The organism is Pinibacter aurantiacus (assembly GCF_019130065.1).
GTDB classification, from domain to species: Bacteria; Bacteroidota; Bacteroidia; order Chitinophagales; family Chitinophagaceae; genus Pinibacter; species Pinibacter aurantiacus.
The window spans coordinates 1-23,966 of the sequence record NZ_JAHSPG010000006.1 but is presented as its reverse complement, the minus strand read 5'-3'; the positions used below and the strand labels follow the sequence as shown (position 1 = coordinate 23,966).

The window sequence follows — 23,966 nt, the reverse complement described above, 5'->3', positions numbered from 1 at the left end:
TTTGGAATAATTCCGGGCGGATTGCTTCAATCTGCCCGGAAGTTTATTTACGGAGCTTCTGTTATTTCAATTACAGTACTTGTCAACTCTCTGTCAGAACTTGGATTGATGCCCACTTTCATCAGGTAGTCGCCTGTAAATGTTTTTCCATTTTCAGGAACAGATGAGTTGTGGCCCGGATAAAGATTCGTTTCTTTTATGGTGTATTTTTTTGCAGGATCAAGGCCCTGCAATTTTACAGCTTCCCATCTTTTTCCGTAAAGGAAATTAAGGTTGTAAGCAAAGACAACTGCTTTTGTTTTTGCATCGTTGGAGAACATCAACACTGCACGACTCTCGTCATATGGAGAAACAAGTTTGTACAGATTGCCGTGCCAGATAACGTCGCTCAGGCGTTTATAATTTTTAACGGCGTCCTGGCTGAAAGTAAATTCGTCAGGACTCATTTTTTCAACGTCGATATCATAACCAAGTCTGCCCATCATTGCAACATCTGTGCGATATTTAAGCGATTGCTTGCCCCATGACGTGATGTGGTTTGCAATAGTGTTTGCGGGGAAAAAGTAAGAGTAACCCCACTGAATAAACACGCGGTCAACAGCGTTTGTATTATCGCTTGGCCAGAATTCTGTAAAGTATTTCAATGCGCCATAGTCGGTTCTGCCACCGCCACCGGAGCAAAGCATGATTGGAAGTGTTGGATATTTTTGTCTCAATCTTTCTAATATGCTATACAGGCTTCTCACATACTCGATGTATACATGAGACTGTTTGTTTTTAAGATACGGAGAATAAGTATTCGTCATCATCCTGTTGCAATCCCATTTGATGTACGCAATGCCGGGATTCTTTGTCATCATATCATCCACCATGTTGTACACAAATTCTTTCACCACAGGATTTGTAAGATCTAGCACCAATTGATTGCGGAAATAATCTTCATCGCGATTAGGAAGTTTCAAGATCCAGTCAGGATGTTTTTCATACAATTCACTTTTTGGATTCACCATTTCAGGTTCTATCCAGATACCAAATTTTACACCTTTGCTTTCTGCATCTTTTACCAAATGACCGAGGCCGTTTGGCAGTTTCGCTTTGTTCTCCTGCCAGTCGCCGAGTCCCGCGTGGTCGTCATTGCGTGGATATTTGTTAGCGAACCAACCATCATCCAGCAGGAACATATCAACACCTAGTTTCTTTGTATCAGCAAATAAACCGGAGAGTTTCTTTTCATCAAAGTCAAATTGTGTGGACTCCCAGTTGTTCAGCAACGTAAGGCGGCTACCGTTTCCATCGAGTACGCCGTAGTTTCTTGCCCATGCGTGCAGGCTTCTGCTGGCTTCGCCTTTACCATTGTGAGAGTAAGTGAAAATGAATGCAGGCGTTGTAAATACCTCGCCGGATTTCAATGAATATTCTGAAGCAAAAGGATTAATGCCGGAAATAACGCGCAGGTCATTTTTTTCATCCACATCAAAAGTGAATTGGAAGTTGCCCGTCCATGCAAGCGTTCCCGCAATTACTTCGCCGCTTGTTTCATCGGATTGTTTGTTGAGAGCCAGGAAGAAAGTTGGGGTAGCATACATATCAGCACGGGTACCAAGTTTGGTATCAATAGTTTTGATGCCGTTTGTGAGTTTACTTTCCTGTATACGCATTTCCGCGGCCCAATCACCATGAAATTGTGTAAGCCAGTAATCGTTTGCACTAAAATGCAACATAGAAGATGCATAGCGGGTTAACTGCACCTCTTTCTTTTCGTTCTGTGTGATTTCTGTCCACTCTTTGAAAGTATTTTCTTTGAAGTAGCTTTCAAAATGCAGCACTACAGTTACAGGATACTTATTGTCTTTTAACACAATGGAAGTATGTGAAACATCTCCTTGCTTATCGGTTTTTGAACTTTCGTATTTAAGCTCGAGCGAGGGATTGCCATCTGCATGCACCATCCTGATTGCAGGTTCAAACAGATTGTTTGTTCCGGCAGGAATATAACTCTCTTTGCCTTCCTCTGATAGTTGCGCGTATGCATCAGCACCCATCAGCTTTTCACCAAAATAAGTCTGGTACAATTTGCCGTCACCTTTCACGGAAAAAACTATTGCAGCATTCTGCGTTTCAATAACGATCTTTTCTTTCTGAGCAAAGCCGTGAACACAACCAGCCAGAAGGAGTACTACCGAGAAAACAAGATTCTTCTTCATTCTTAACAATTTTAATCAATATGCTAATATGCTAATTTGAAAATGAGAACACCAATTTGAGAATTTGAAAATTTGAAGATTTGAAAATTCTTTCTGTGCGAGTTTCGTTACAGCTGTAAATACTATCCTCTGCTGAATAGAAATACAAATGCTGAAGTGAGTGACACAACGAAACCTTAATAGTAGCACCACTGCTGACTCCACAAAAAACTTCAAACTTCAAACCCTATATATTTCAATGAGAAATGTTACACCTCTCATTTTCAAATCTTCAAATTCTCAAATTTTCAAATTACTTCGCTAGCCCCACGGGAGAAAAGACCACAAACGTCAACACCATCAGCACTATCAAAATGATCCCGAATATGTAACGGTGCTTCCATGGTTTGAGATCGACAGTACCTGCAGGCTGCATGGTGCGATTGTAGGGAACCGGCATGGGCCAAAGCTTTCCCATCAACAACATCAACAATACTGTTACGACAAATAATATTGCGACCATGTGCAAATAATGAATGCCTGTGTCCACAACAAACTGCGTGATCGAGTAAGCGATGATAAAAAACAATGCACCCACTTTCGCTGCTATCGGAGGCACCTTTTTGGTGGTGAACCCGACGATCAAAATCGTAAACACCGGCACACTAAAAAAGCTCGACACCTTTTGTATGTAGGTATAAAATCCGCCGGATGAAAAAATAATGAACGGCGCAATTAGTATACCTATCAATATCACCGCAAATTGAAATCGCTTTCCTACTCTCAGCAACTGTTTCTCACTGCTATTTTTTCCTTTCGCCTCGGCCCAGGGTTTGTACAGGTTCATGATGAACAAAGTACCTACACTGTTAATACCCGCACTGAACGTACTTAGTGCCGCCCCAAAAACAAGCGCTGCAATAAGTCCTGTAAATAGCGGCGGCAGTACATCTCCCGCTAACGTTGGAAATACAGAGGCCGTATTGTTTAGGTTCGCATAAATGTGCACCGCAATAAGGCCCGGCACATTAAGCAACAATGGTGAAATCAATTTATAAAAACACGCGAGTGCAATTCCTTTTTGTCCTTCTGCCAAATTCTTTGATGCCAATACCTGCTGCATTATATATTGCTCCATTCCCCAATAGTAAAGGTTGATGAGCAGCATGCCTGTGAACAGGGTCGACAAAGGCACCGCATCGTCTTTCGAGCCGATTGAATTGAGGTGAGATAGTTTTGAACTCAGCACCACGTTCAACCCTTCATGGACATTGCCATGACCAAGGTATTTGAATCCGTAGTAAGGCAATAACAAACCACCTATCAGCAAACCCAGACCCAGCACGGTATCCGAAATACTGATTGCTTTCAGTCCGCCAAGCAGAGAATACAATCCTCCTACTACGCCAATAGCTATTACCAAAAACCAAATCGTTTCCCAGTAGCTGATGCGCAACATTTCCTGTATGTGAAACATACCTTCAAAAGCAACTGCTCCGCCGTATAACACAGCAGGGATAAGGCTTATGATGTAGCTTGCCAGGAAAATAACGGATACAATTTTCTTGGTGGCACTATCGAAACGCACTGCCAGAAAATCAGGTGTTGTTATGGCTCCTATCCGTAAATAAATAGGAAGAAAAAATTCCGACACGATCAGCATGGCAAAGATGGAAGTCATTCCCCACGCCATTACGGACATGTTGTTTATATAGACAGATTCATTTTCTCCAATGAACTGATTGGCGCTGATGTTGGTTAAAAAAAGTGAGCCGCCTACTACTATAAAACCAAGGCTTCTTCCTCCCAGAAAATAATCTGTGGAAGTGCGAAGCTTTTGCTTGTGTGTTTTGATCCACGAAATAACTGCCACGAGCAAAGAGCAACACAAAAAACTGATGACGATTTGCCAGCGCATTCTAAATGGAATTACGTCTGATCAAAACTGTTGGAATGATCTCCTGCACTTTGTTGCGTGTCAACACAAACTCTGCTGCTTTCTCTGCCATCGATCTAAAGTCAGTGGAGTAAGTGGTAATACCATCGCAAATAATTTCTTTCACCACATCATCATTGTGCGACAGAATGCCAACATCTTTACCTAGCTTCATTTTCTTAGTCTTCGAATCCTTCAGCATCAGCCATAATTCTGCGTTATTTATGGTAAAGTAGACTTTCCCTTTTTCTAAAGCGCCGGGCAGGTATTCGTTTTTTACCACACCTTTTACTTTGAAGTCTTTTATGAATCGCTTGAATGCATTGAGTATTTCAATGGGTGTATCAGCCGCAGGACGGTGATAGAAAATCATTTCGTCAAAGCTCTTGATCGTGTCTGCCAGCTGGGCAAATGCATCATAGGAAGCTTGCTCAAACTCTTGTGTAACATAAGAAAACTCAACATCCATGGGCTCGTACCGGTCGATCATCAGGAACATGTTCATCGGCAGTGTTTTCAATATGCCTGCAGTTCTTGGATGCGGTATCGGTGCTATCACATACATGCCATACTTGCCACGCATGTTTGAAATGATGGTTTCAAATACGTCAATATTATTATGATGAAAGAACACATCAATGTGTACGTTCTCACCAAGTTTGGAGCGGAAGGTTTTATAAAATGTTTCCTGGAAACTATCAAATGCAAAAAGCAAGAGGGCAACTTTCAATTGCTGGCCGGTTGCCTCATTGGCTACATAAAAACGCACACGATTCTTGGATTCCACAATGCCTCTTCGTACAAGTTCTTTATAACCTTTTGCTATGGTTTCGCGGGCAAAACCCACTTCTTTTATTAAAGTATTTACGGAGGGAAGAGGATCGCCTTGCGTTACAATCTTTTCGTTTATGGAGTTGATGATTCCCTGCACAAGTTGTTCATGCTTTGACAAGCCGGGAATGCCATCAAGTTCGTGAATTTGTTCAAAAATATTTCTCATAAAGAAACTCAATCGTCTAAAATGTTGGGATAACGTTAGATTGTAAAATAGTTAAAAAGACGGTGACATACTATCGCTTAGCAAGAGAGGAATGGCAACATCGTTTCAAACTATCCTATCCTATTCTATACCACAAATATAAACATCAATTGAATGTTACCAAATAAAAAGGCGTGATAATTATATAAATCTTCTTTGTGGAGGAAAAAATGAAAGATACGATAAATGGTTGTGATTTAATATAATAGATTATTGAACGAAAATCTCAAAATATACCAATCGGTATTTTATTAAATAATAATTTCATACATTTGCGGCGTCTTATCCTTTCTCATTTAAAATTAAATACACTTCATCTCAATGAAAAGAGTTGTAATTACCGGTATGGGAGCGTTGACTCCTATTGGTAACAATCTGAAAGACTTTACCACTGCGCTTGAAAATGGTGTTAGCGGAGCTGCTCCCATCACTAAGTTCGACGCTGCTAAATTCAAGACAAGATTTGCCTGTGAGTTGAAAAACTTCGATCCTCATACTTTCATCGAAAAATCTGAAGCAAGAAAATACGATCTGTTTACCCAGTATGCGGTTATTTCTACAGAGGAAGCGATTAAACATGCCCAGATCGATTTTTCTACACTGAACAGAAACCGCATTGGCGTTATCTGGGGTTCGGGTAACGGTGGTATTGGTACATTCGAAACACAAGTGGCAGAGTTTGAAAGAGGTGATGGTACGCCACATTTCAATCCGTTCTTCATTCCTAAAATGATCGTTGACATTGCATCTGGTATCATTTCCATTAAGCACGGTTTGCGTGGTGTAAACTTCACTACCGTGTCTGCCTGTGCGACTTCTAACACGGCTATCATTGACGCATTCAACTATATCAAATGGGGCAAGGCAGATATGATCATCACTGGTGGTTCTGAAGCGCCGATCACAAAATCTGGTATGGGTGGATTCAATGCAGCAAAAGCATTGTCTACATATAACGACGATCCTGCAAAAGCTTCACGTCCTTTTGATGTGAAACGCGATGGCTTTGTAATGGGTGAAGGTTCTGGTACGCTTATTCTTGAAAGCCTTGAGCACGCATTGGAAAGAGGTGCGCCGATTATCGCAGAAGTTGTAGGCGGCGGTATGGCTGCTGATGCGTATCACTTGACAGGAACTCACCCTGAAGGCGAAGGTGCTTACCTGGGTATGCTGGAAGCAATGAACGATGCAGGTATTTCTCCTTCTGATATTGACTATCTGAACGTGCACGCTACTTCTACTCCTCTTGGTGACAGCAGTGAGTTGAAAGCTGTACAGAGAGTATTTACTGACAAATCAAAATTGCATATCAGCGCTACCAAATCCATGACGGGTCACTTGCTCGGCGCGGCTGGTGCTGTTGAAGCAATCGCTTGTGTGAATGCTATCGTGCATGGCATTATTCCACCAACGATCAACACTGAAAACGTGCAGCCTGAATTTGCAGATGCTTATGATTATACTTTGGGCAAAGCTGTTAGAAAGAATGTGAACTATGCGATGAGCAACACATTTGGTTTTGGCGGCCACATTGCTACTACGGTGTTTAAAAAGTATGAGCCGTAGGCCAGCGGCCGGTTTCCGGTAGCCGGCGGCCAGTTGGTTAATGTGTGATCTTTATTTTCATATTTCGAGACCTGATGGGTTTGAAACCTTTCAGGTCTTTTTGCGTTTAAAAAAGACCTCAGATATACTAGTGAATCTCGCACCGTCATTGCGAGCCCTGCGGACAATGAAAGGCCTAATTAAAACGAAGACTATCCATACAACAACTGGGCGAAGCAATCTCACCGCTCTGGGAGATTGCTTCGGCAATTCCAGCTAGTGCAATATGCGTTCACAATATCAGACAACATGCTCCGCTTGCCTCGCAATGACGACGCGGTCTTGTTTCATAATGTGCGGCTTGTAATTAATTGATATTTCGGGTGCACCACTAGACGTGACAGGTTTTTAAAACCCGTCACGTCTTAGTCTCCGACAAAACTTCACCGCTATTAAGTGTAATAATTTATTCAATCCCCTCGACCGCATATTTAGTGCCATTCATCAAAGTACTCTCTCCCACTCTCAATCCCATCAACTGCTTGCCCAGCGGCGACTGTGGAGATAGAGCAACAACAGTTTGATCACTCAGTTTGATTTTTCCCAACGCAATGCTGAGGAACAAATATCCACGGTCTGTTTTTACGAGGCTTCCTTTTATGACAGTGTCACTCGCCTCAATCATCGAGAGCTTTTCGAGTTGTGCTTTTTGCTCAAGCAAGTCAGTCATTTGCTTCGTCACGTTTTCCTGCTCTATATGGAGCATTGCTCTTGCTGTCTCGTATTTATCGCCTGCCGTGCTTTTGGTTTCATTCGCGATGCTTTCCCTCAAATCATCCAACGTTTTTTGAACATCGGTAATTCTTTGGGACACGATATTCACGCATTGATTATATACCTGTTCTTTAAGAGTCATTTCAATAATTTCCTAGCCTTCAAAATTAATTGTTTGAAAACAAAAAGGCTTTGACAAGTTTGGCGTGAACCTTAGCCAAACTTATCAAAGCCCCAATATTCTAACTTCTAATTCCTAATTCCTAACTCCCCTATATCCCCGTGTTCACCTTCACTTCCTTACCTGCCTTATCGAAATACAGGAATTTCTTTTCGATTCCTTTTTTAAGGTTGTAACGATAATAGTGATTGTTCTTGTTATCAACTACATAATCCGTAGAAGCTATTTCCCAATCTTTGAAACGGCTTTTGGTAAAAGACTCTCTAACTTCACCAGGTACATCGCCATTTGCTACTTGTGTTTCGGTATTGTCCCATACACCATCTACATTAAAGTGGGCCTCGTATCCTTTTCCGTGCTCTTTAAACTTGGCGGAGTAATTGGATACATTATTGTCCCAGTCTACATTAGTGGCATGCGGATATTTTTCTGCAAAAGCTTTCTTCGCCTTATCAGGAATGTTAACTACCTGGGCGACGCACAGATTATTGGCCAGCAACATAATGCCCGCAAAAAATGACAACATTGTAAGTTTCATAAATTCAAGTTTTAATGGTAAACAAATTACTTCCACTCCCGATGCTTGTAATCGGGATCGGTATTTATCAAAGGTTTATTACAGTAGATGCAAAAACCTTACCGTGCCTTATTGAGGAATCAGGGTAAGTCTTTTTACGCTAGATTTACAAAAAACACAAACATGTCAGCCCAGAATTATAGTAACCACAGAAAGTACTATGCGCCTCATCATTTTATATTCTATCCCGTCATTTTAATAGCCATCATTTTTAGCGTACGATGTAGTTACAAGTATCCCGAGCAACATGATCTCTGGATTACCATTGCGGCCGCATTCGCTGTCATAGGCTGGCTATCTTTTATGCTAAGGCAACATTATGCGTTGAACAATCAAAACAGAATTGTGCGCCTTGAAATGCGTTTGCGCTATTTCATTTTGACGAATAAAAAAATGGATGAACTGGAAAGCAAACTCACCTTCGGACAAATTGCAGCATTGCGCTTTGCTTCTGATGAAGAATTGTTGCCGCTTATCGACAGAACGCTCGCAGAAAATCTATCTCCGAATGCAATAAAGAAATCGATTAAAAACTGGGTGGCAGATGATATGAGAGTGTAGGCAGGATTTAGGAATTAGGAGTTAGGAGTTAGAAATTTAAGGTCGGTTAGCTATGAATAATTCGCGATCATCGTTTGCCTCTGCACTTCTAATTCCTAATTCCTAATTTCTAATTCCTAATTTCTAAACTAAATCCCTGCAATCCTGTTATAGGTTTCATATTGAAAACAAACATTTATGAAACTCGCAATCTTTTCATTTCTTGTTGCCGCTATGTTGCTGGCAACCAATATATCCCGGGCACAGGTAGTTAACATACCCGACAAAGCGAAAACGAGCTTTGCAGAAAAGTATCCCAAAGCAAGCGATGTAAAATGGAGCAACAATGTATCAAACTACACTGCCAAGTTTAAACAAAAGAAACAGGACTATGTGGCACATTATAACGTGGATGGCACTTGGGACAACACGGAAACAAAAATAGATAAAGACGATCTACCAAAAGACGTTAAAGAATCTTTCTCAAAAAGCCGCTATGCAGATTGGCAACTGAACTCTACAGATTTTGTTGAAGACAATAAGGGGCAAAGCCTTTACCGCTTTAATCTAAAAAAAGGCATCGAGAAAAAGTATTTGTATTTAGATAAGGACGGAAAGGAGATTAAGTCTAGTACTGGAATTTAGAACAATTAAGAATTAGGAATTAAGAATTAAGAATGCTTCGTGTGCGGCAGATTAACGATTTGAAGCTTTTCAACACGTGCAACAAAATATGTAGCCTAAAAGAAAAAGGCATCGATAGCTTGGGCCATCGATGCCTTTTTAGGTTCTTCTATGCGTTTGTCGCAAAGACATTATTATAAAGCATTCTTAATTCTTAATTCCTAATTCTTCCTCAGCATGAACTGCTCTTAACTTTGGTGCTACAGTTTTCTTCACTTCATAAAACTTATAGCCGAACAAGAAGATAACGAAATAACAAACAATAGGAAGATAGTATGCTTTGGCAACATCCTGGTTGGCGATGAGACCCATAACAAATGGGAAAAATGCGCCGCCCACAACACCCATGGAAATAAATGGCGCCGCTTGTTGTGTATGACTACCAAGATTTTTTAAGCCTAAACTGAAAATGGTTGGGAACATAATGCTGAAGAAAAAATTGATCATCAGCAACGCTATGTATGAAGGCCAGCCCCAGCTTTGCGCCACGATCAAACACATGGCAATGCTGCCCAATGCAAAGTATGCAAGCAGTTTATTTGGCGCAATGTATTTCATCAAGAAAGTTCCTACAAAACGACCAAGCGCCATCATGCCCATAAATACCACCATGAAGTTGCCCGCCTTTTGATCGGTGAAACCCATTTTTTCATGTCCGTAATTAATGAAGTAACTCCAGGTTCCTGCTTGTGCCGCAACATTAAAAAACTGTGCAATAGCGGCCCACACAAAATGACGATGTTGAAATAATTTTTTACCCGGTTCTGTATCCACATTTTCTTTTTCCAGATCAGCCGATGAAGCACCATGCGGATCTACCAGCGCGGGCACTTTTACAAAAGCAAATGACACGGCAACCAATGCAATGAAACTGCCGATACCAACATATAACCCTTTCACGGAAGACAAATCTCCTGTTACTTCTGTATTTGCACGCAATAAAAAATAAGAACCCAATGCAGGGCCGATCATCGTTCCCACCGCATTGAATGATTGTGAAAAATTGATTCTTCTATCGCTGGCCCTCTGATCGCCAAGTGCAGCAACGAACGGGTGCGCCACGGTTTCAAGCGTTGCCATTCCGCAACCCAATATGAATAAGGCAACTCTGAAAAAAGTAAAAGACTTTTCATTTGCCGCAGGCACAAATAAAAATGTTCCGGTGGCAAATAATATAAGGCCAAACAACACACCTGCTTTGTAGCCAAACTTTTTCATGAAGATCCCTGCCGGAATACTCATAACGGCATAAGCTCCGAAGACGGATAATTGTATTAAACCAGAATTGGCTTTGGACAAATTCAATACGTTTTGAAAGTGCTTGTTCAATACGTCGCTCATAGAATGGGCAATGCCCCAGAGCATGAAAAGAGAAGTCACAAAAACAAAAGTTACCAGGAATTTCTTCTCTGTAAAAGATACTTTATTCATCATATAGTTTTAATCGTTAAGACAAGCACGCAGATTTTCATGATTGTCATGATTAGGAAAGATCTGGAATCCAAATTTCAAATCAAAAAAAATCTTGACAAATCATGACAATCATGAAAATCTGCGTTCCATTACGGCCATTGTGATGCTTCAGTGCCAAACTTCTTATTCGGCTCCTTGCCCATCGTGAATTCAAGCATTCCGCCTTTCATCAGGTCAGCATGATCAACGTACACCTTATCGTACTTCTTGCCGTTTAGTACTACGGACTGGATATATTTATTTTCGCGGCTGTTGTTTTTTACTTTGATGGTGAATTGTTTGTTGCCCTTCACTGTGATAACAGCGTTGTCAACTAAAGGGCTGCCAAACACATACCTGCCACTCGCAGGATTTGCAGGATACAAGCCAACGATGCTCCACACTGCCCACGCGCTCATTTGTCCGCAATCTTCATTTCCTGAATAACCATCCGGCGCGTCATGATACAATGAGTCCATGATGAGGCGAACAATGTTTTGTGTTTTCCACGGCTGGCCAATAAAGTCATACATGTATGCAATGTGATGGCTCGGTTCGTTGCCATGTGCATACTGGCCTATCATCCCGCTGATGTCTGCAGAAGCGTTCTCCCCAGTTACATTGGACGTTACAGAGAAAAGAGAATCAAGTTTTTGTCCAAGCTTATCGTTACCACCATGCAATTTCGCAAGTCCGCGAATATCCTGCGGCACGAAGAATGAATGCTGCCATGCGTTTCCTTCTGTGTAAGCTGCTCTTCTTCCGTTGTGTTCTGAATAGTAAGGATCGAAAGGTGATACAAATTGTCCGTCGGAATTTTTTGCGCGGATGAACCCTGTGCTTTTGTCAAAAAGATGGATGTACGACTGTGATCTTTTCATAAACAGGTTGTAATCGTCTTTTTTCCCAAGCCTCAGGGCCACCTGCGCAATGCACCAATCATCATACGCATACTCCAGCGTAATGGATGCACTGCTCGCTTCTTTGTCCTGTGGCAAAAAACCATATTTTATATAATCAGGAATACCTCTTATGGATTGATAAGCGCTTTTTTGCATCGCCTTGTAAACCCGCTCTGCATCTACGCCCGGCCAGTTTTTCAACACAGCATCGGCCAATACAGGAATGGCGTGATAGCCTGTCATCGTGTTGGTTTCGTAAGTGTTGAGATCCCAAACCGGCAACAGTCCGTTTTCGTCGTAAAATGCGAGCATTGTGTTTAAGATATCGCCATAGCGATCGGGTTGTGTAACGCTCATCAATGGATTGAGCGCACGAAATGTATCCCACAAAGAATAAACCGTGTAACGCTGGCCTGAAGCCATTTTTGTAACATTTCCGTTTACATTTTTGTACGTTCCATCAGCATCCGAATATAAAACGGGTGCCATGCACGTGTGATAAAATGCCGTGTAGAAAACTCGTTTAAGGTGTTCATCTGACGTTTCTATTTTTACTTTCTCCAACTCCTTTTCCCACTTCGCGGCAGCCTTTTGCGATACGTTGTCGAAATTCCAGTCACCAATTTCGTTCAATGCCAGCAGCGCATTTTGCTCATCAACAGATGACAGTCCTACTTTCATTAAAATGGTTTTGCCGCCATCGAAGATCAATTGCGCTTTGGCAACTTTGTCGCTCGTGTTGGTTGCTTCGATCTTTTTAATGGGAGCGGAAGTTCTTGCGGCAAAATACACGCGCTGTACCCTCGCCCAGCCGGAAGAAAAGCGATAACCAACAATGGTGGAATCATTTACCTGGCGAATATAGGTGTCCGTTGGATGATCGCCGTTTATCCTGAAGCCAAGGTCAAACCTGATTACAGACAAATCGCCCTGCGGGAATTCATATTTATGCAACCCGCATCTTTCAGTTGCAGTAAGAGAGACCTGTACGCCATTGTTCAATTTTACGGAGTAAAAGCCCGGTCTTGCTTTTTCATTGGCATGACTAAACCCGATTTTATACATTTCCTCCTTTCCGGAAACTATTTGCGTGAGCGGCAATACAGAAATATCTGCCCAATCGCCAATACCAGTTCCGCTTAAGTGCATGTGCGAAAACCCGGCGATCACGGTATCACTGTAATTGTAGCCGCTGCACCAGTCCCAGCCGGAAGTACCATTGTCCGGACTTAGCTGCACCATGCCAAAAGGTACGGTGGCGCCGGGGTATGTATGGCCATGACCTCCGGTGCCGATGAAGGGGTCAACATAGGAAATCAATTGCTGCGCATTCGTTTTGCCCTGAATTGCAAAAAAGAGGCAAAAGAGCTGCAGGAATATTTTTTTTGAACGTGAAAAATTCATGTTGAAATCGTTTTAACGAAGGGTGAAGTATTAATTTGTTAAAACCTCTTTCGTCGGAACAACTAGTAGTATGACGAATGATTGCTTGCATGTAAGGAGAGAAAAAAACTACTTTGTTATTCCAACGAAAGAGGTGAGATAAAAAGATCAGGGGTTGTGTATATAAATATTATGTCGTTGAAATTTTTGCACCCCTGTAGAGACGCGTTGAACGCGTCTCCCGAAAAAAGGGTATGTCAGTCTAAAAATCGGAGACGCGTTCAACGCGTCTCTACAGAATTCGCTTAATGGCATTTCGCCAGCTGGCAGTAACCTCATACGGCAATCGTTTTGTTTCGTAACTGCCTGCAAGAAACTACCCTGACCTTAACAGGAAGGCTAAAAACTGCTTAATTGGGAAAATTAATGCGACTTTTTTCTATTAATAAGAAATTATGATGGGGCTGCCCAGCTAAAGATTGTCAGTAAGACACTATTAATTGGTTGGTAGTTGATAGTTGCCGGTTGTTAGATGAACTGTTTGGGAAGACTTTTTTCGTGGTTAACCTCCTAATAATTAGCTAGTTGATGCATTAATTTCCATTTGTTTCCAATTAATTTCTGTATTAATAGTTTGTTAGATCATTTATTAATACCTCTCCCGCTTATTTGCATTTTGAAATTCACAGTGTTCCGGGTACCGGAGATTCTCATTTTTTAAACAATTGCTTGTTATGGAAAAAATGGTTTTGCTGTTTTTGGTAATATCCCTTTTAGGGTGCTATGCAGTACATCTGCAATTGAATGATCCATTACACAGTGCGGTTCGTTTGCACCCGGAAATGCATTTTTTGCCAGCCCTCCTTCCGGCGTTAGCGTCAGAAAATCTGAAAAAAGTTACAGCGAAACCGACCCATTTGCACATTCCCGTTTTCATTTTTCATGTAAAAAATACCAGTAAAATATTTTTTTCACCCGGTCTTGAACCCAAGGCTTCGGGTACCTAATCGTTTTCTGAAACAACCAATTTGTTACGCCTTGCCATTTATTTTCTCAAGGAGCTACAAGCGATTTATGAATGCCAGGCAGAATAGCATATTCTAAAAAGAACTTTGAATGAAGAAAAAATTTTTAAGCAAACAGGGCATTCTTCTATTGCTTTTGCAACAAGCGGTTTTCACCGGCGTTGTCTGTGCAAACGTCCCAAAAGATACGACGGCACCTAAAAAACAAAACATAGATTACATCGACCCTACAATTGGCAACATTGGCCAACTGCTTGAGCCAACAAGGCCCACGGCACAATTGCCCAACCAGGTTATCCGCATGTACCCCATCCGCAAGGACTACCTGGATGATCAGATATCGAGTTTTCCGCTAACGATTGTTTCTCACCGACTGGGCGAGGTTTTTTCGGTAAAGCCTTCGGTAAAAGAATTGGCAGCCGAGAATTGGAGTAAGCGTATGCCTTATGATCACAATCTTGAAATTACGCGTCCATGGTACTATTCAACGTATTTGATCGAAGATGGCATCACAGTGGAGTTCACTCCCTCGGAAAAATCCGGCTACTACAGGTTTTCATTTCCGGAAGGGAAAAATAAGTTCCTGCTGTTCAGCAACTTTAATGATGGTGCGGCCTCCTGGAAGTTTAGTGGCAATGTGTTGCAAGGAATGGAAACTTATCACAACGATATAAGGGTTTACACTTACGGCGTATTCAATGTTGCAGGAACAACGGGTTATGTGGACAGCAACAAGGCGATCAAAAACGCATCAAGCATAACCGAAGGAGGGGCAAGACCATACATCAATTTCCCTGCAAGTGCCCGCACGGTTGAACTGAAATATGCGATCAGTTTTGTAAGTGCTGAACAGGCAAAGAAAAATTTTGAAGAAGAAATTGCCTCGAAAGATTTTGCTACCGTAGAAAAAAATGCAAAGACCGCATGGAGCGATCTGATGGCGCAAATAAAAATTGAAGGTGGTACAGAAGCGCAAAGACGTTCATTCTATACAGCGCTGTACAGATGCCATGAACGCATGGTGGACATCAGCGAAGATGCGCATTACTACAGCGGCTACAACAAAAAAATCAATACGGACAACCGCCCGTTTTATGTTGATGACTGGTCGTGGGACACATACCTGGCGCTGCATCCGTTGAGAACAATCCTGCATCCGAAACAAGAAGAGGACATGTTGCAATCGTATGTGCGCATGTATGAGCAAAGTGGCTGGATGCCAACATTTCCAGTACTTTTCGGCGATCATGCCTGTATGAACGGCTTCCATTCTTCTATCGTTTTTCTTGATGCGTATAGAAAAGGGCTGAAAAATTATGACGTGGAAAAAGCGTACGAAGGCATCAGAAAAAATGCAACCGACGCAACGATGCTGCCATGGAGAAACGGCCCCAAAACATCGCTCGACGATTTCTATCACAACAACGGCTACTTCCCAGCTCTTCGTGATGGCGAACAAGAGACCGTGAAAGAAGTACATTCATTCGAGAAAAGACAAGCGGTTGCGGTAACACTCGGTGGCGCCTTTGATGACTGGGCGTTGGCAGAGCTTGCAAAGGACCTCAACAAAACAAGCGACTACAATACATTTGAAAAAAGAGGACAGAACTACAGGAACCTCTGGAACAAACAAACGAATTTCTTTTTGCCGAAGGACGATAAAGGCAATTGGATATTGATCGATCCGAAGTTTGACGGCGGCCTTGGCGGCAGAGACTATTATGACGAAAACAACGGATGGACGTATATGTGGCAGGTACAACAGGATATTCCCGGTCTGATTGGTTTGATGGGCGGAAGAGATAGTTTTGAATTACGACTTGATCAACTGTTCCGCGAGGGGCTCGACAGATCCAAGTATGAATTCTGGGCAAAGTTTCCTGATGCTACGGGTCTTGTAGGACAGTACTCAATGGGCAACGAACCAAGCTTTCACATACCATATTTATATAACTACACTTCTTCTCCGTGGAAAACGCAGCAGAAAGTGAGAAGCCTTTTATCTCTGTGGTTCAAGGATAATGTGTTTGGCATTCCGGGCGATGAAGATGGTGGTGGCATGTCTGCCTTTGTTGTCTTTTCTTCCATGGGTTTTTATCCTATGACACCGGGCATTCCGGTCTACACCATTGGCAGTCCGGTTTTCAGCAAGGTTTCGATAGCATTGGAAAATGGAAAAACATTTACACTTATTGCACACAACAGCAATGAGGTGAACAAATATATCCAGAGTGCAAAACTGAATGGCAAAGTTTTGAAAACGCCATGGTTCACTCATGATCAATTGGTGAGCGGCTGTACCATCGAATTAGAAATGGGTCCGAAACCAAATAAGACCTGGGGTACGGATGTGAAACCGGCGAAACCGTTTGCGAAGGCAAATTGAAAATTGAAAATTGAAAATGGTGGGGGCGAATCGCATTCGCCCAGAATAGTTGAGAGTTGAGAATGGAGAGTTGAGAGTTATTAAAATATGTTTTCTAGTGACGTTTACTTTGTGAATCTTTCGAAGGCCTGGGTGGAGATCATCCGGGCCTTTCGGTTTTTTAAAAAAACATGGTGAATGTGCAATGCCCTTCGACAAGCTCAGGGTGACACTCTAATCAGGTTGTCAGGCTGAGCTTGTCGAAGCCTTGTCAAACCTGAACGCTAATGAACAATTATTTGGAAAAGCGAATAATAGTCTCCGTATAAATCAGTCCAATCTGCGTCATCTGCGTGCCTTCTCTCCCGGGGCGATTTTTTATCACTTTATTTGATGGAAAAACAATCAATTACCTTATTTTTAACCCTGACGCTTGCATTACATCAGCATTGATTCAACATTAAAAAACACGAACTTATTCGTTTAAGAAATTTAATTTGGCGTTGCGCCGGATATAACGGTTTCTTTGTAAAAGATACTTATTTTTACGATTGCTTATGATGAGGTATATATTCTGTTTTGCGCTTGCATTTTTATTACTGAACGTTACTGGTTTTTCCCAATCCTATGGGTTAACTTTTAATAGTCATGAAGTCGTACTTGAAAAAAGAACGGCTCTTGATCTGTCCCCCGAAGATTCCATATGCTTCTCCAAAAATTTCGATCTTAATTTCGATATCAAATTTCTTCCCAATCATGAAACATACTTTGGTTATGTGCTGCGCATGATAACGCATGATAACCAAAACATTGATCTTATATACAATCAACGATCCTCAGACTTCAGGGTGATTATCGGCGAAAGCTTATCTGGCATCAGCTTTTTCATTGACAGCATGCACCTCTATAAGCAATGGTCAAATATCCATTTCAAATTTGATCTCTCCGCACATACTATTGAATTACTTGTAAATGAAAAATCTGTCGGCAAAAGCAATGTGCCATTTGCCGCCAATTGTTATAAATTTCTGTGGGGCGCAAACGACTTTCAGAAATTCAAAACCAGGGACATCCCTCCCATGCAGATAAAGGACATCAAATTATCTGAACAGGGGGTAGTTAAACATTACTGGCCGCTTGATGAAATTGACGGAGATGTTTGCAATGATAAAAATGGCAACAAGCAAGCCAAAGTAACCAATCCCGTTTGGATAAAACCAAAGCACCAGAAATGGGAAATGGCAGCTACATTCGCCATCAATGGCTTTGCTAATGTGGGTTACGATCCTGTACAGGACAGGCTTTTCATTGGCGGAAATGACTCTATGGGTGTGTATCAGCTGAAAGGAGATCGTGGCATAATGCAGTGGACGCCAAATGCAAAGCACCAAAACCTACTCGCAGGTAACCAGGCGATTTATGACAGTGCCACTAAAAAATTCTATGACGTTTATGTAGACAAGCAACAGGTGTTCGGTTACGATTTTGATCAACGTCAATGGAGCGGAAGCTTTGCGCCCGGTCCACTCACAGAATTCTGGCACTCCAACAAGTTCATTTCTCCCGCTGACGGCTCGTTGTATGTTGTAGGTGGCTACGGACAATTGCGTTATAAAAATGAAGTATTGCACTACAACTTTGCCACACAGCAGTGGGACTCTGTACATACCAAAGGAGATTATTTTCCTCCGCGTTATTTGTCTGCGCTTGGTGTAGACAAGAACGCAAACGTGGCATACATCGTTGGTGGCTATGGCAGCCAAACCGGCGACCAGATGCTTGATCCAAAGAACTACTACGACCTGTACAGGTTTGATATTAAAACGTCGACCTTTAAAAAAGTATACAACTTCAAACCATTTGGCTCTCAGTTTGCTTTTGCCAACAGTCTTGTAATAGGCCCGGGCAAAGATGATTTTTATGGTTTGATCTTTCCAAACAATGATCGTTTTAACTCCGCACTGCAACTGGTGAAAGGCTCTTTAACCGACTCAACATTGCACCTGGTGGCAGATTCTATTCCGTATAGTTTTCACGATATCGAATCTTATGCGGATCTGTACTACTCGCCTATCAGCAACAAACTGATTGCGGTTACAATGCTGTATTCTAAAGAGGAAGTAAAAGACAAAAACACTATTGTAAAAATATATACGCTTAACTTTCCGCCGCAAGTCGCTGACAGCAATACTTTCGTGACGGCAATAAAAAAACAGAACCGTTACTGGCTGATCATTCCGGCATTGCTGGTGGCAGGGTTGGTTATTTATCTGCTTCGCAAAAAGAAAGCGCAGCCAGACAAAAAAGAACTCGCATCAACACCAGCGCAACCAGAGAAAGAAGAAGTTTTTCAACCGATTTTTACCAATGCATTTTCGCCGAACAATGAAAAGCAGTTCAAATCTTCCATCTTCCTGTTTGGTCACTTCCAGGTGTACGATAAAGATGGCAACGATATCACAAGATTGTTTACTCCTTTGCTGAAAGAGTTGTTCCTCATCATTCTTATTTACACCGTGAAAGATGGCAGGGGTATTTCTTCAGAAGGGCTGGATGAAATTTTATGGCACGATAAATCTGCAAAAGACGCGAAGAATAACCGTTCGGTAAATATTGCCAAACTGAAAGTAATTCTCGAGAAAGTGGGCAACTGCGTAATCAATAAAGAAGCGGGCTACTGGCAGTTCCAAACACCTGACGACAGTATTCATATTGACTACAAACGTTTCATGCAATTGAAGTATGCTGCAGAACACGCACAGGAATACGTTCACCCATTGGCAGAGGTTATAAGACGCGGACCGTTCCTTTCACAAACAGAATACAACTGGCTGGACAATGTGAAGTCGGAGGTTTCCAATTCTGTAATCGACCTGTGCCTTAACTATATTAAGAACCAAAACATTACCAAGGACCCTGAGTTCATTATCGAGTTAACGCATTATGTATTCTACTTCGATCAATTGAATGAAGATGCATTAACATACAAATGCAAAAGCCTGATACAGCTAAAACGCCACACATTGGCGAATAACACTTACCTGAAATTTGTAAAAGATTATAAAGACATCTACGGCGAAGAATTCGATAAATCTTTCCACGACGTGATCAATTGATTGGCACACAGATGACACGGATTAGACGGATTTTCACGGATCATTGTGGAGATCCGTTTATTTTTTGTGGTATTCTTGATTTGCTTTTTATGGCACGCAGATGACACGGATTGGACTGATTTGCACTGATTTTTTTCATCAATAATCGTCAACCTATTCATGAAAACAATTCAGTTACTAAAAGATCCGTGTAAATCCGTCTAATCCGTGTCATCCGTGTGCCAATCACCTGCGGACATCAGCTTAATCAGCGTCATCTGCGTGCTTCCCATTAAAAATCTGTGTTCTTTCTCCAAATATCTTCTCCAATTAATCTATAATTAGGCATTAATTAATTCACCGCTTCTTTCTTTGCATTCATATAAAATCAAAAGCTTGCAATATGAATGCAAAAATCTCTCTGGCAGTTGCACTGGTTGCGTTATGTTCTTTTGCAAAAGATCCGGTGCGGCCAACTGTTCTACCCTACAAAAATGCATCACTACCGGTTGACCAACGAGTGGCTGACCTGGTTGGCAGAATGACCACAGAAGAAAAGATCAAACAGCTTGATATGTGGTGGGGAAAAGAAGTCGCCACCATGGGCGGCCACGAAGCATCTGCTTACTCCGAAGAAAAAACAGCCGCAGCAATTGGCAAAACCGGCATCGGCTCAGTTCATGATTTTTATCCGCTAACGGCAGACATCACAAATAGCATACAGAAATATGCCATGGAGAAAACGCGCCTGGGTATTCCAGTGCTTTTCATTGAAGAGGGTTTACATGGTTACAGCGGTTTTGGTAGCACATCCTTTCCTATCCCTTTGCAACTGGCAGGTGCATGGGACACTACCCTTGTACACAACATCGGCAGAACCATCGCAACCGAAACAAGAGCGCATGGTGTAGACATGATACTTGGACCCGTGCTTTGCCTGCCACGTGATCCACGCTGGGGACGTGTGGAAGAAACTTATGGCGAAGATCCCTACCTCGCGGCATTGAATGGCGTTGCCATGGTAAAGGGTTTGCAGGGCAAAGGCGTAAACCAGCCAAACTCAGTTGTGGCAGAACCCAAACACTTTGCCATACATGGCATTCCGGAAGGTGGCAGCAATACTTCTCCGGTTTTCATGAGCGAACGTGAAGGGCGATCTTCTTTTCTGTATGTTTTTGAAAAAGCAGTAAAAGAAGGTGGCGCTTTATCTATGATGGCCGCATACAGTGAGCTTGATGGCATTCCGTGCGTAGATAACAAATGGTTGCTGACAGATGTATTGCGCAAAGAATGGGGCTTCAAAGGTTTTGTATTGTCAGATCTTGGCGCAATAAGAATGAGCCTTGAAAATCACCAGGTGGCAAGTGATACCAGTGACGCGTTGGCTCAAACATTGAATGCCGGTTTAAATATGCAATTCTACGACTTCTCTCACGATGGCTTTTTGACATCAATGAACAAAGCAATTGCTGACAAAAAACTTTCGATCGCTCAATTGAATAAAACAGTAAGCGACGTATTACGTGTAAAATTTTTGCTGGGTCTCTTCGACAAACCTTACACCGACACTTCTTTAAAAGCAAAAGTATTTCATACACAAGAGAGCCAGGACATGGCGTTAAAAGCGGCACAGGAAAGTATTTGCCTGTTGAAAAATGAAGGCGGCGTATTGCCAATAAAAAAAGATGCAAAATCAATTGCAGTGATCGGTGCATTGGCCGAAAACACCTACCTCGGCGGATACTCTAACGAAGAAGGAAAAGCAATTTCTATACTGGATGGATTAAAACAAAGAGCGGGCAACAGTATTTCCGTCAACTTCGAAAAAGGCTATTCAACCGAGAAGACTGAAAATGAAAACGATTTACAGCAAAAAGCAGTTGCTCTTGCAAAAAATGCGGATGCTGTTGTTGTCGTGATCGGAGAAGATTTGAAAATTGTGGGGGAAGGAAAAGATCGAGCAAATCTTGATCTTGATGAAAAACAGGTAAATCTTTTAAAAGCACTGCAGGCGACCGGAAAGCCAATAACGGCGGTACTTGCCAATGGCAGACCTCTCTCTATTAACTGGGTGGCAAAAAATATTCCCGCAATTGTAGAATCATGGTTCTCAGGTGAAAAAGGCGGTTTGGCTGTTGCAGATATTTTGCTGGGCAATGTCAACCCTTCCGGAAAATTACCGATGACATTTCCCCGTTCGGTTGGTCAGCTTCCTTTTTATTATGACCACAAACCAACATCAAGACATTCTTATGTGGACGAAGCAAACACGCCGCTGTTTGTGTTTGGACACGGTTTAAGTTATACAACTTTTGATTACAGCAATCTTGCTATTTCTCCTGCAACCATTCCTGTTAACGGGAAAGCGACGGTGCATGTTACCATTAAAAACACCGGCACAACAGAAGGAACCGAGGTTGTTCAATTGTACATCCGTGATGTTGTGAGCAGTGTAACTACTCCTGTCAAATCACTGAAAGGCTTTGGTCGTGTTACTTTGAAGCCAGGCGAAAGCAAAACTGTCGATTTCAAAATTGGCTTTGAACACCTGGCACTTTGGAACCGCGAAATGAAACACGTTGTGGAGCCTGGTGACTTTAAGATTATGGTAGGAAGCTCGTCGGAAGACATTCGTCAGAATGCGACGCTTCGAGTGAATTAATAATTAAGAATTAATAGGTGCAGCTTCGAACTGGTTTCACAACTGCACGACAATCTCATAACTCAAAACTCATAACTCATTACTTATAACTAACATGAAAAGACTATTAGCAATCGTTCTTGTGGCCTGCACCTTAAGCAGCCACGCACAATCAAGACACAGCAGCTCGACCTTATTCCCAACGTATGATGGCTTGGTGATGGCCGGATATCAAGGCTGGTTCAGGGCTGCAGGAGATGGCAGTTCTGCAAAAGGCTATGCTTACGGAAATGAAAACAGATCGGGCGTTGATGCCTGGCCTGATGTAAGCGAATACGAAAAGACATACGAAACACCGCTAAAATTAGCAGATGGAAAACCGGCAAAATTTTTCAGCTCCGTTGATAGAAGCACAACAGATTTACACTTCAAATGGATGCAGCAATATGGTGTTGACGGTGTTTTTATGCAACGCTTTTTTGATGATGTAAAAAATGAAAATCGCAAAAAAGAATCTTCTGCTATTTTAAAAAATGCATTTGAAGCGGCTTCTAAATACAAAAGAGCAATCGCTGTGATGTACGACCTATCGGGACTACCGGGCAGTGGCGAAGATTGCTCCGCTATTATTAACGACTGGAAATACCTTGTTGATCAATTAAAAGTTACCAACCAGGACGGAGAAAAAACATACCTGCATCATCGTGGCAAACCCGTTGTTGTGATCTGGGGCGTTGGCTTTCCTGACAGACCTTATAACATTCGCAACATTGGTTTAGAACGTTTGATCAACTTCCTTAAGAATGATCCTGTATATGGCAATTGTACTGTAATGCTTGGTGTACCTACAGCATGGCGCGAATTGAATGCTGATTGTCTGCAGGATAATTATCTGCATGAACTGATCCGCATGGCAGACATGATCTTACCATGGACGGTTCAACGCTTCTCGCCGCTGCTGCACAATGATATGGATCGTTACCGCGACCTGATGATTGAAGACATGAAGTGGTGCAGGCAAAACAATATTGACTATGTGCCTTGCGTGTACCCTGGCTTTAGCTGGCACAACCTGAGTGTACATGCATTTCCGGATGATATAAAACCCGTTGGCTCTATTCCGCGCCAGGGCGGGCGTTTCTACTGGCAGCTTATTTCAACCGCGATTAAGTCAGGAGGCAAAATGTTGTACGTAGCTATGTTTGATGAAGTGAATGAAGGCACTGCCATTTTTAAATGTACCGACAATGTGCCTGTTGGAAAAAATGTAGAGTTCTTAAAAATGGGCGGAACGCCTTCTGACCAATATTTATGGCTCACAGGCCAAGCAGGTAAGACATTGCGCGGTGAAGTTCCCCTGAGCTTTACAATGCCTGAAAGAAAATAGTACCGCGGTTCGTGTCTTCACGAAATCGCAACAGTCACAAACAAATGGTTCGTGAGGACACGAACCATGGCACTGGAAAATAGTTTCTCTTCGTTTTTTAGTTTTTGATACAGAACATGACCCTTAAAACATGGAAGTAACCCTTTCGACTGGTAAGGCAGAAGCAGCCTGAAAGTTGGGAGGGTTTTCCTTTTTTAAACCGCAAAGAGCCTTTAGATAAATATTAATCCGTTTCCCTAGAATTACTAGAAACTAAT

Annotated in this window: 14 protein-coding genes; 7 read left to right on the top strand and 7 right to left on the bottom strand. The window is 42.1% G+C overall.

Translation table 11 applies throughout. From position 1 onward, the window contains the following. Window positions 1–47 precede the first annotated feature (47 nt). The 3 genes from KTO63_RS09795 to KTO63_RS09785 all read right to left on the bottom strand — a co-directional run bounded on the left by KTO63_RS09795 (window position 48) and on the right by KTO63_RS09785 (window position 5,119). The gene (locus KTO63_RS09795; protein ID WP_217791085.1) at window positions 48–2,204 is read right to left on the bottom strand and encodes an alpha-galactosidase; all 2,157 of its coding nucleotides are present in this window, start codon (window positions 2,202–2,204) and stop codon (window positions 48–50) included. A 292-nt stretch (window positions 2,205–2,496) separates the two neighbouring features. Then, on the bottom strand, window positions 2,497–4,101 hold the full coding sequence (locus KTO63_RS09790) for a solute:sodium symporter family transporter (RefSeq protein WP_217791084.1): 1,605 nt from the start codon (window positions 4,099–4,101) through the stop codon (window positions 2,497–2,499). Between the two features lies 1 nt (window position 4,102). Continuing rightward, on the bottom strand, window positions 4,103–5,119 hold the full coding sequence (locus KTO63_RS09785; protein ID WP_217791083.1) for a GntR family transcriptional regulator: 1,017 nt from the start codon (window positions 5,117–5,119) through the stop codon (window positions 4,103–4,105). A gap of 360 nt (window positions 5,120–5,479) precedes the next feature. Here KTO63_RS09785 and fabF point away from each other — a divergent pair, with 360 nt between their 5' ends. Beyond that, the gene (fabF, locus tag KTO63_RS09780; protein WP_217791082.1) at window positions 5,480–6,724 is read left to right on the top strand and encodes a beta-ketoacyl-ACP synthase II; all 1,245 of its coding nucleotides are present in this window, start codon (window positions 5,480–5,482) and stop codon (window positions 6,722–6,724) included. Between the two features lie 445 nt (window positions 6,725–7,169). Here fabF and KTO63_RS09775 read toward each other — a convergent pair whose 3' ends face one another. Together KTO63_RS09775 and KTO63_RS09770 are read right to left on the bottom strand one after the other, a co-directional pair. Next, complete coding sequence (locus KTO63_RS09775; RefSeq protein WP_217791081.1) at window positions 7,170–7,619, bottom strand: GreA/GreB family elongation factor; 450 nt, start codon at window positions 7,617–7,619, stop codon at window positions 7,170–7,172. 130 nt (window positions 7,620–7,749) lie between these two features. Continuing rightward, the gene (locus KTO63_RS09770; RefSeq protein ID WP_217791080.1) at window positions 7,750–8,196 is read right to left on the bottom strand and encodes a PepSY-like domain-containing protein; all 447 of its coding nucleotides are present in this window, start codon (window positions 8,194–8,196) and stop codon (window positions 7,750–7,752) included. 162 nt (window positions 8,197–8,358) lie between these two features. Here KTO63_RS09770 and KTO63_RS09765 point away from each other — a divergent pair, with 162 nt between their 5' ends. Both KTO63_RS09765 and KTO63_RS09760 read left to right on the top strand, forming a co-directional pair. After that, window positions 8,359–8,796 carry a DUF6526 family protein gene (locus KTO63_RS09765; protein WP_217791079.1) on the top strand — a complete coding sequence of 146 codons (438 nt, stop codon included), beginning with the start codon at window positions 8,359–8,361 and terminating at the stop codon, window positions 8,794–8,796. Between the two features lie 177 nt (window positions 8,797–8,973). Further along, the gene (locus tag KTO63_RS09760) at window positions 8,974–9,420 is read left to right on the top strand and encodes a PepSY-like domain-containing protein (RefSeq protein ID WP_217791078.1); all 447 of its coding nucleotides are present in this window, start codon (window positions 8,974–8,976) and stop codon (window positions 9,418–9,420) included. 186 nt (window positions 9,421–9,606) lie between these two features. Here KTO63_RS09760 and fucP read toward each other — a convergent pair whose 3' ends face one another. After that, window positions 9,607–10,893: an L-fucose:H+ symporter permease gene (fucP, locus tag KTO63_RS09755; RefSeq protein WP_217791077.1), complete on the bottom strand. Its 1,287-nt coding sequence runs from the start codon at window positions 10,891–10,893 to the stop codon at window positions 9,607–9,609. A gap of 128 nt (window positions 10,894–11,021) precedes the next feature. Then, window positions 11,022–13,217 (bottom strand): GH92 family glycosyl hydrolase, encoded by a 2,196-nt coding sequence (locus tag KTO63_RS09750; RefSeq protein ID WP_217791076.1) that lies wholly within the window; start codon window positions 13,215–13,217, stop codon window positions 11,022–11,024. Window positions 13,218–14,312: 1,095 nt separating this feature from the next. Between KTO63_RS09750 and KTO63_RS09745 the strand changes: the two genes are divergently transcribed. The 4 genes from KTO63_RS09745 to KTO63_RS09730 all read left to right on the top strand — a co-directional run bounded on the left by KTO63_RS09745 (window position 14,313) and on the right by KTO63_RS09730 (window position 23,709). Beyond that, entirely contained in the window at window positions 14,313–16,607 is a 2,295-nt protein-coding gene (locus KTO63_RS09745; protein ID WP_217791075.1) for a GH92 family glycosyl hydrolase, read from the top strand. A gap of 536 nt (window positions 16,608–17,143) precedes the next feature. Next, window positions 17,144–19,702, top strand: coding sequence for a Kelch repeat-containing protein (locus KTO63_RS09740; RefSeq protein WP_217791074.1), 2,559 nt, complete (start codon window positions 17,144–17,146; stop codon window positions 19,700–19,702). Window positions 19,703–20,084: 382 nt separating this feature from the next. Then, window positions 20,085–22,343 (top strand): glycoside hydrolase family 3 N-terminal domain-containing protein, encoded by a 2,259-nt coding sequence (locus KTO63_RS09735; RefSeq protein WP_217791073.1) that lies wholly within the window; start codon window positions 20,085–20,087, stop codon window positions 22,341–22,343. 94 nt (window positions 22,344–22,437) lie between these two features. After that, window positions 22,438–23,709 (top strand): glycoside hydrolase family 71/99-like protein, encoded by a 1,272-nt coding sequence (locus tag KTO63_RS09730; protein ID WP_217791072.1) that lies wholly within the window; start codon window positions 22,438–22,440, stop codon window positions 23,707–23,709. The last annotated feature ends 257 nt before the right edge of the window (window positions 23,710–23,966 follow it).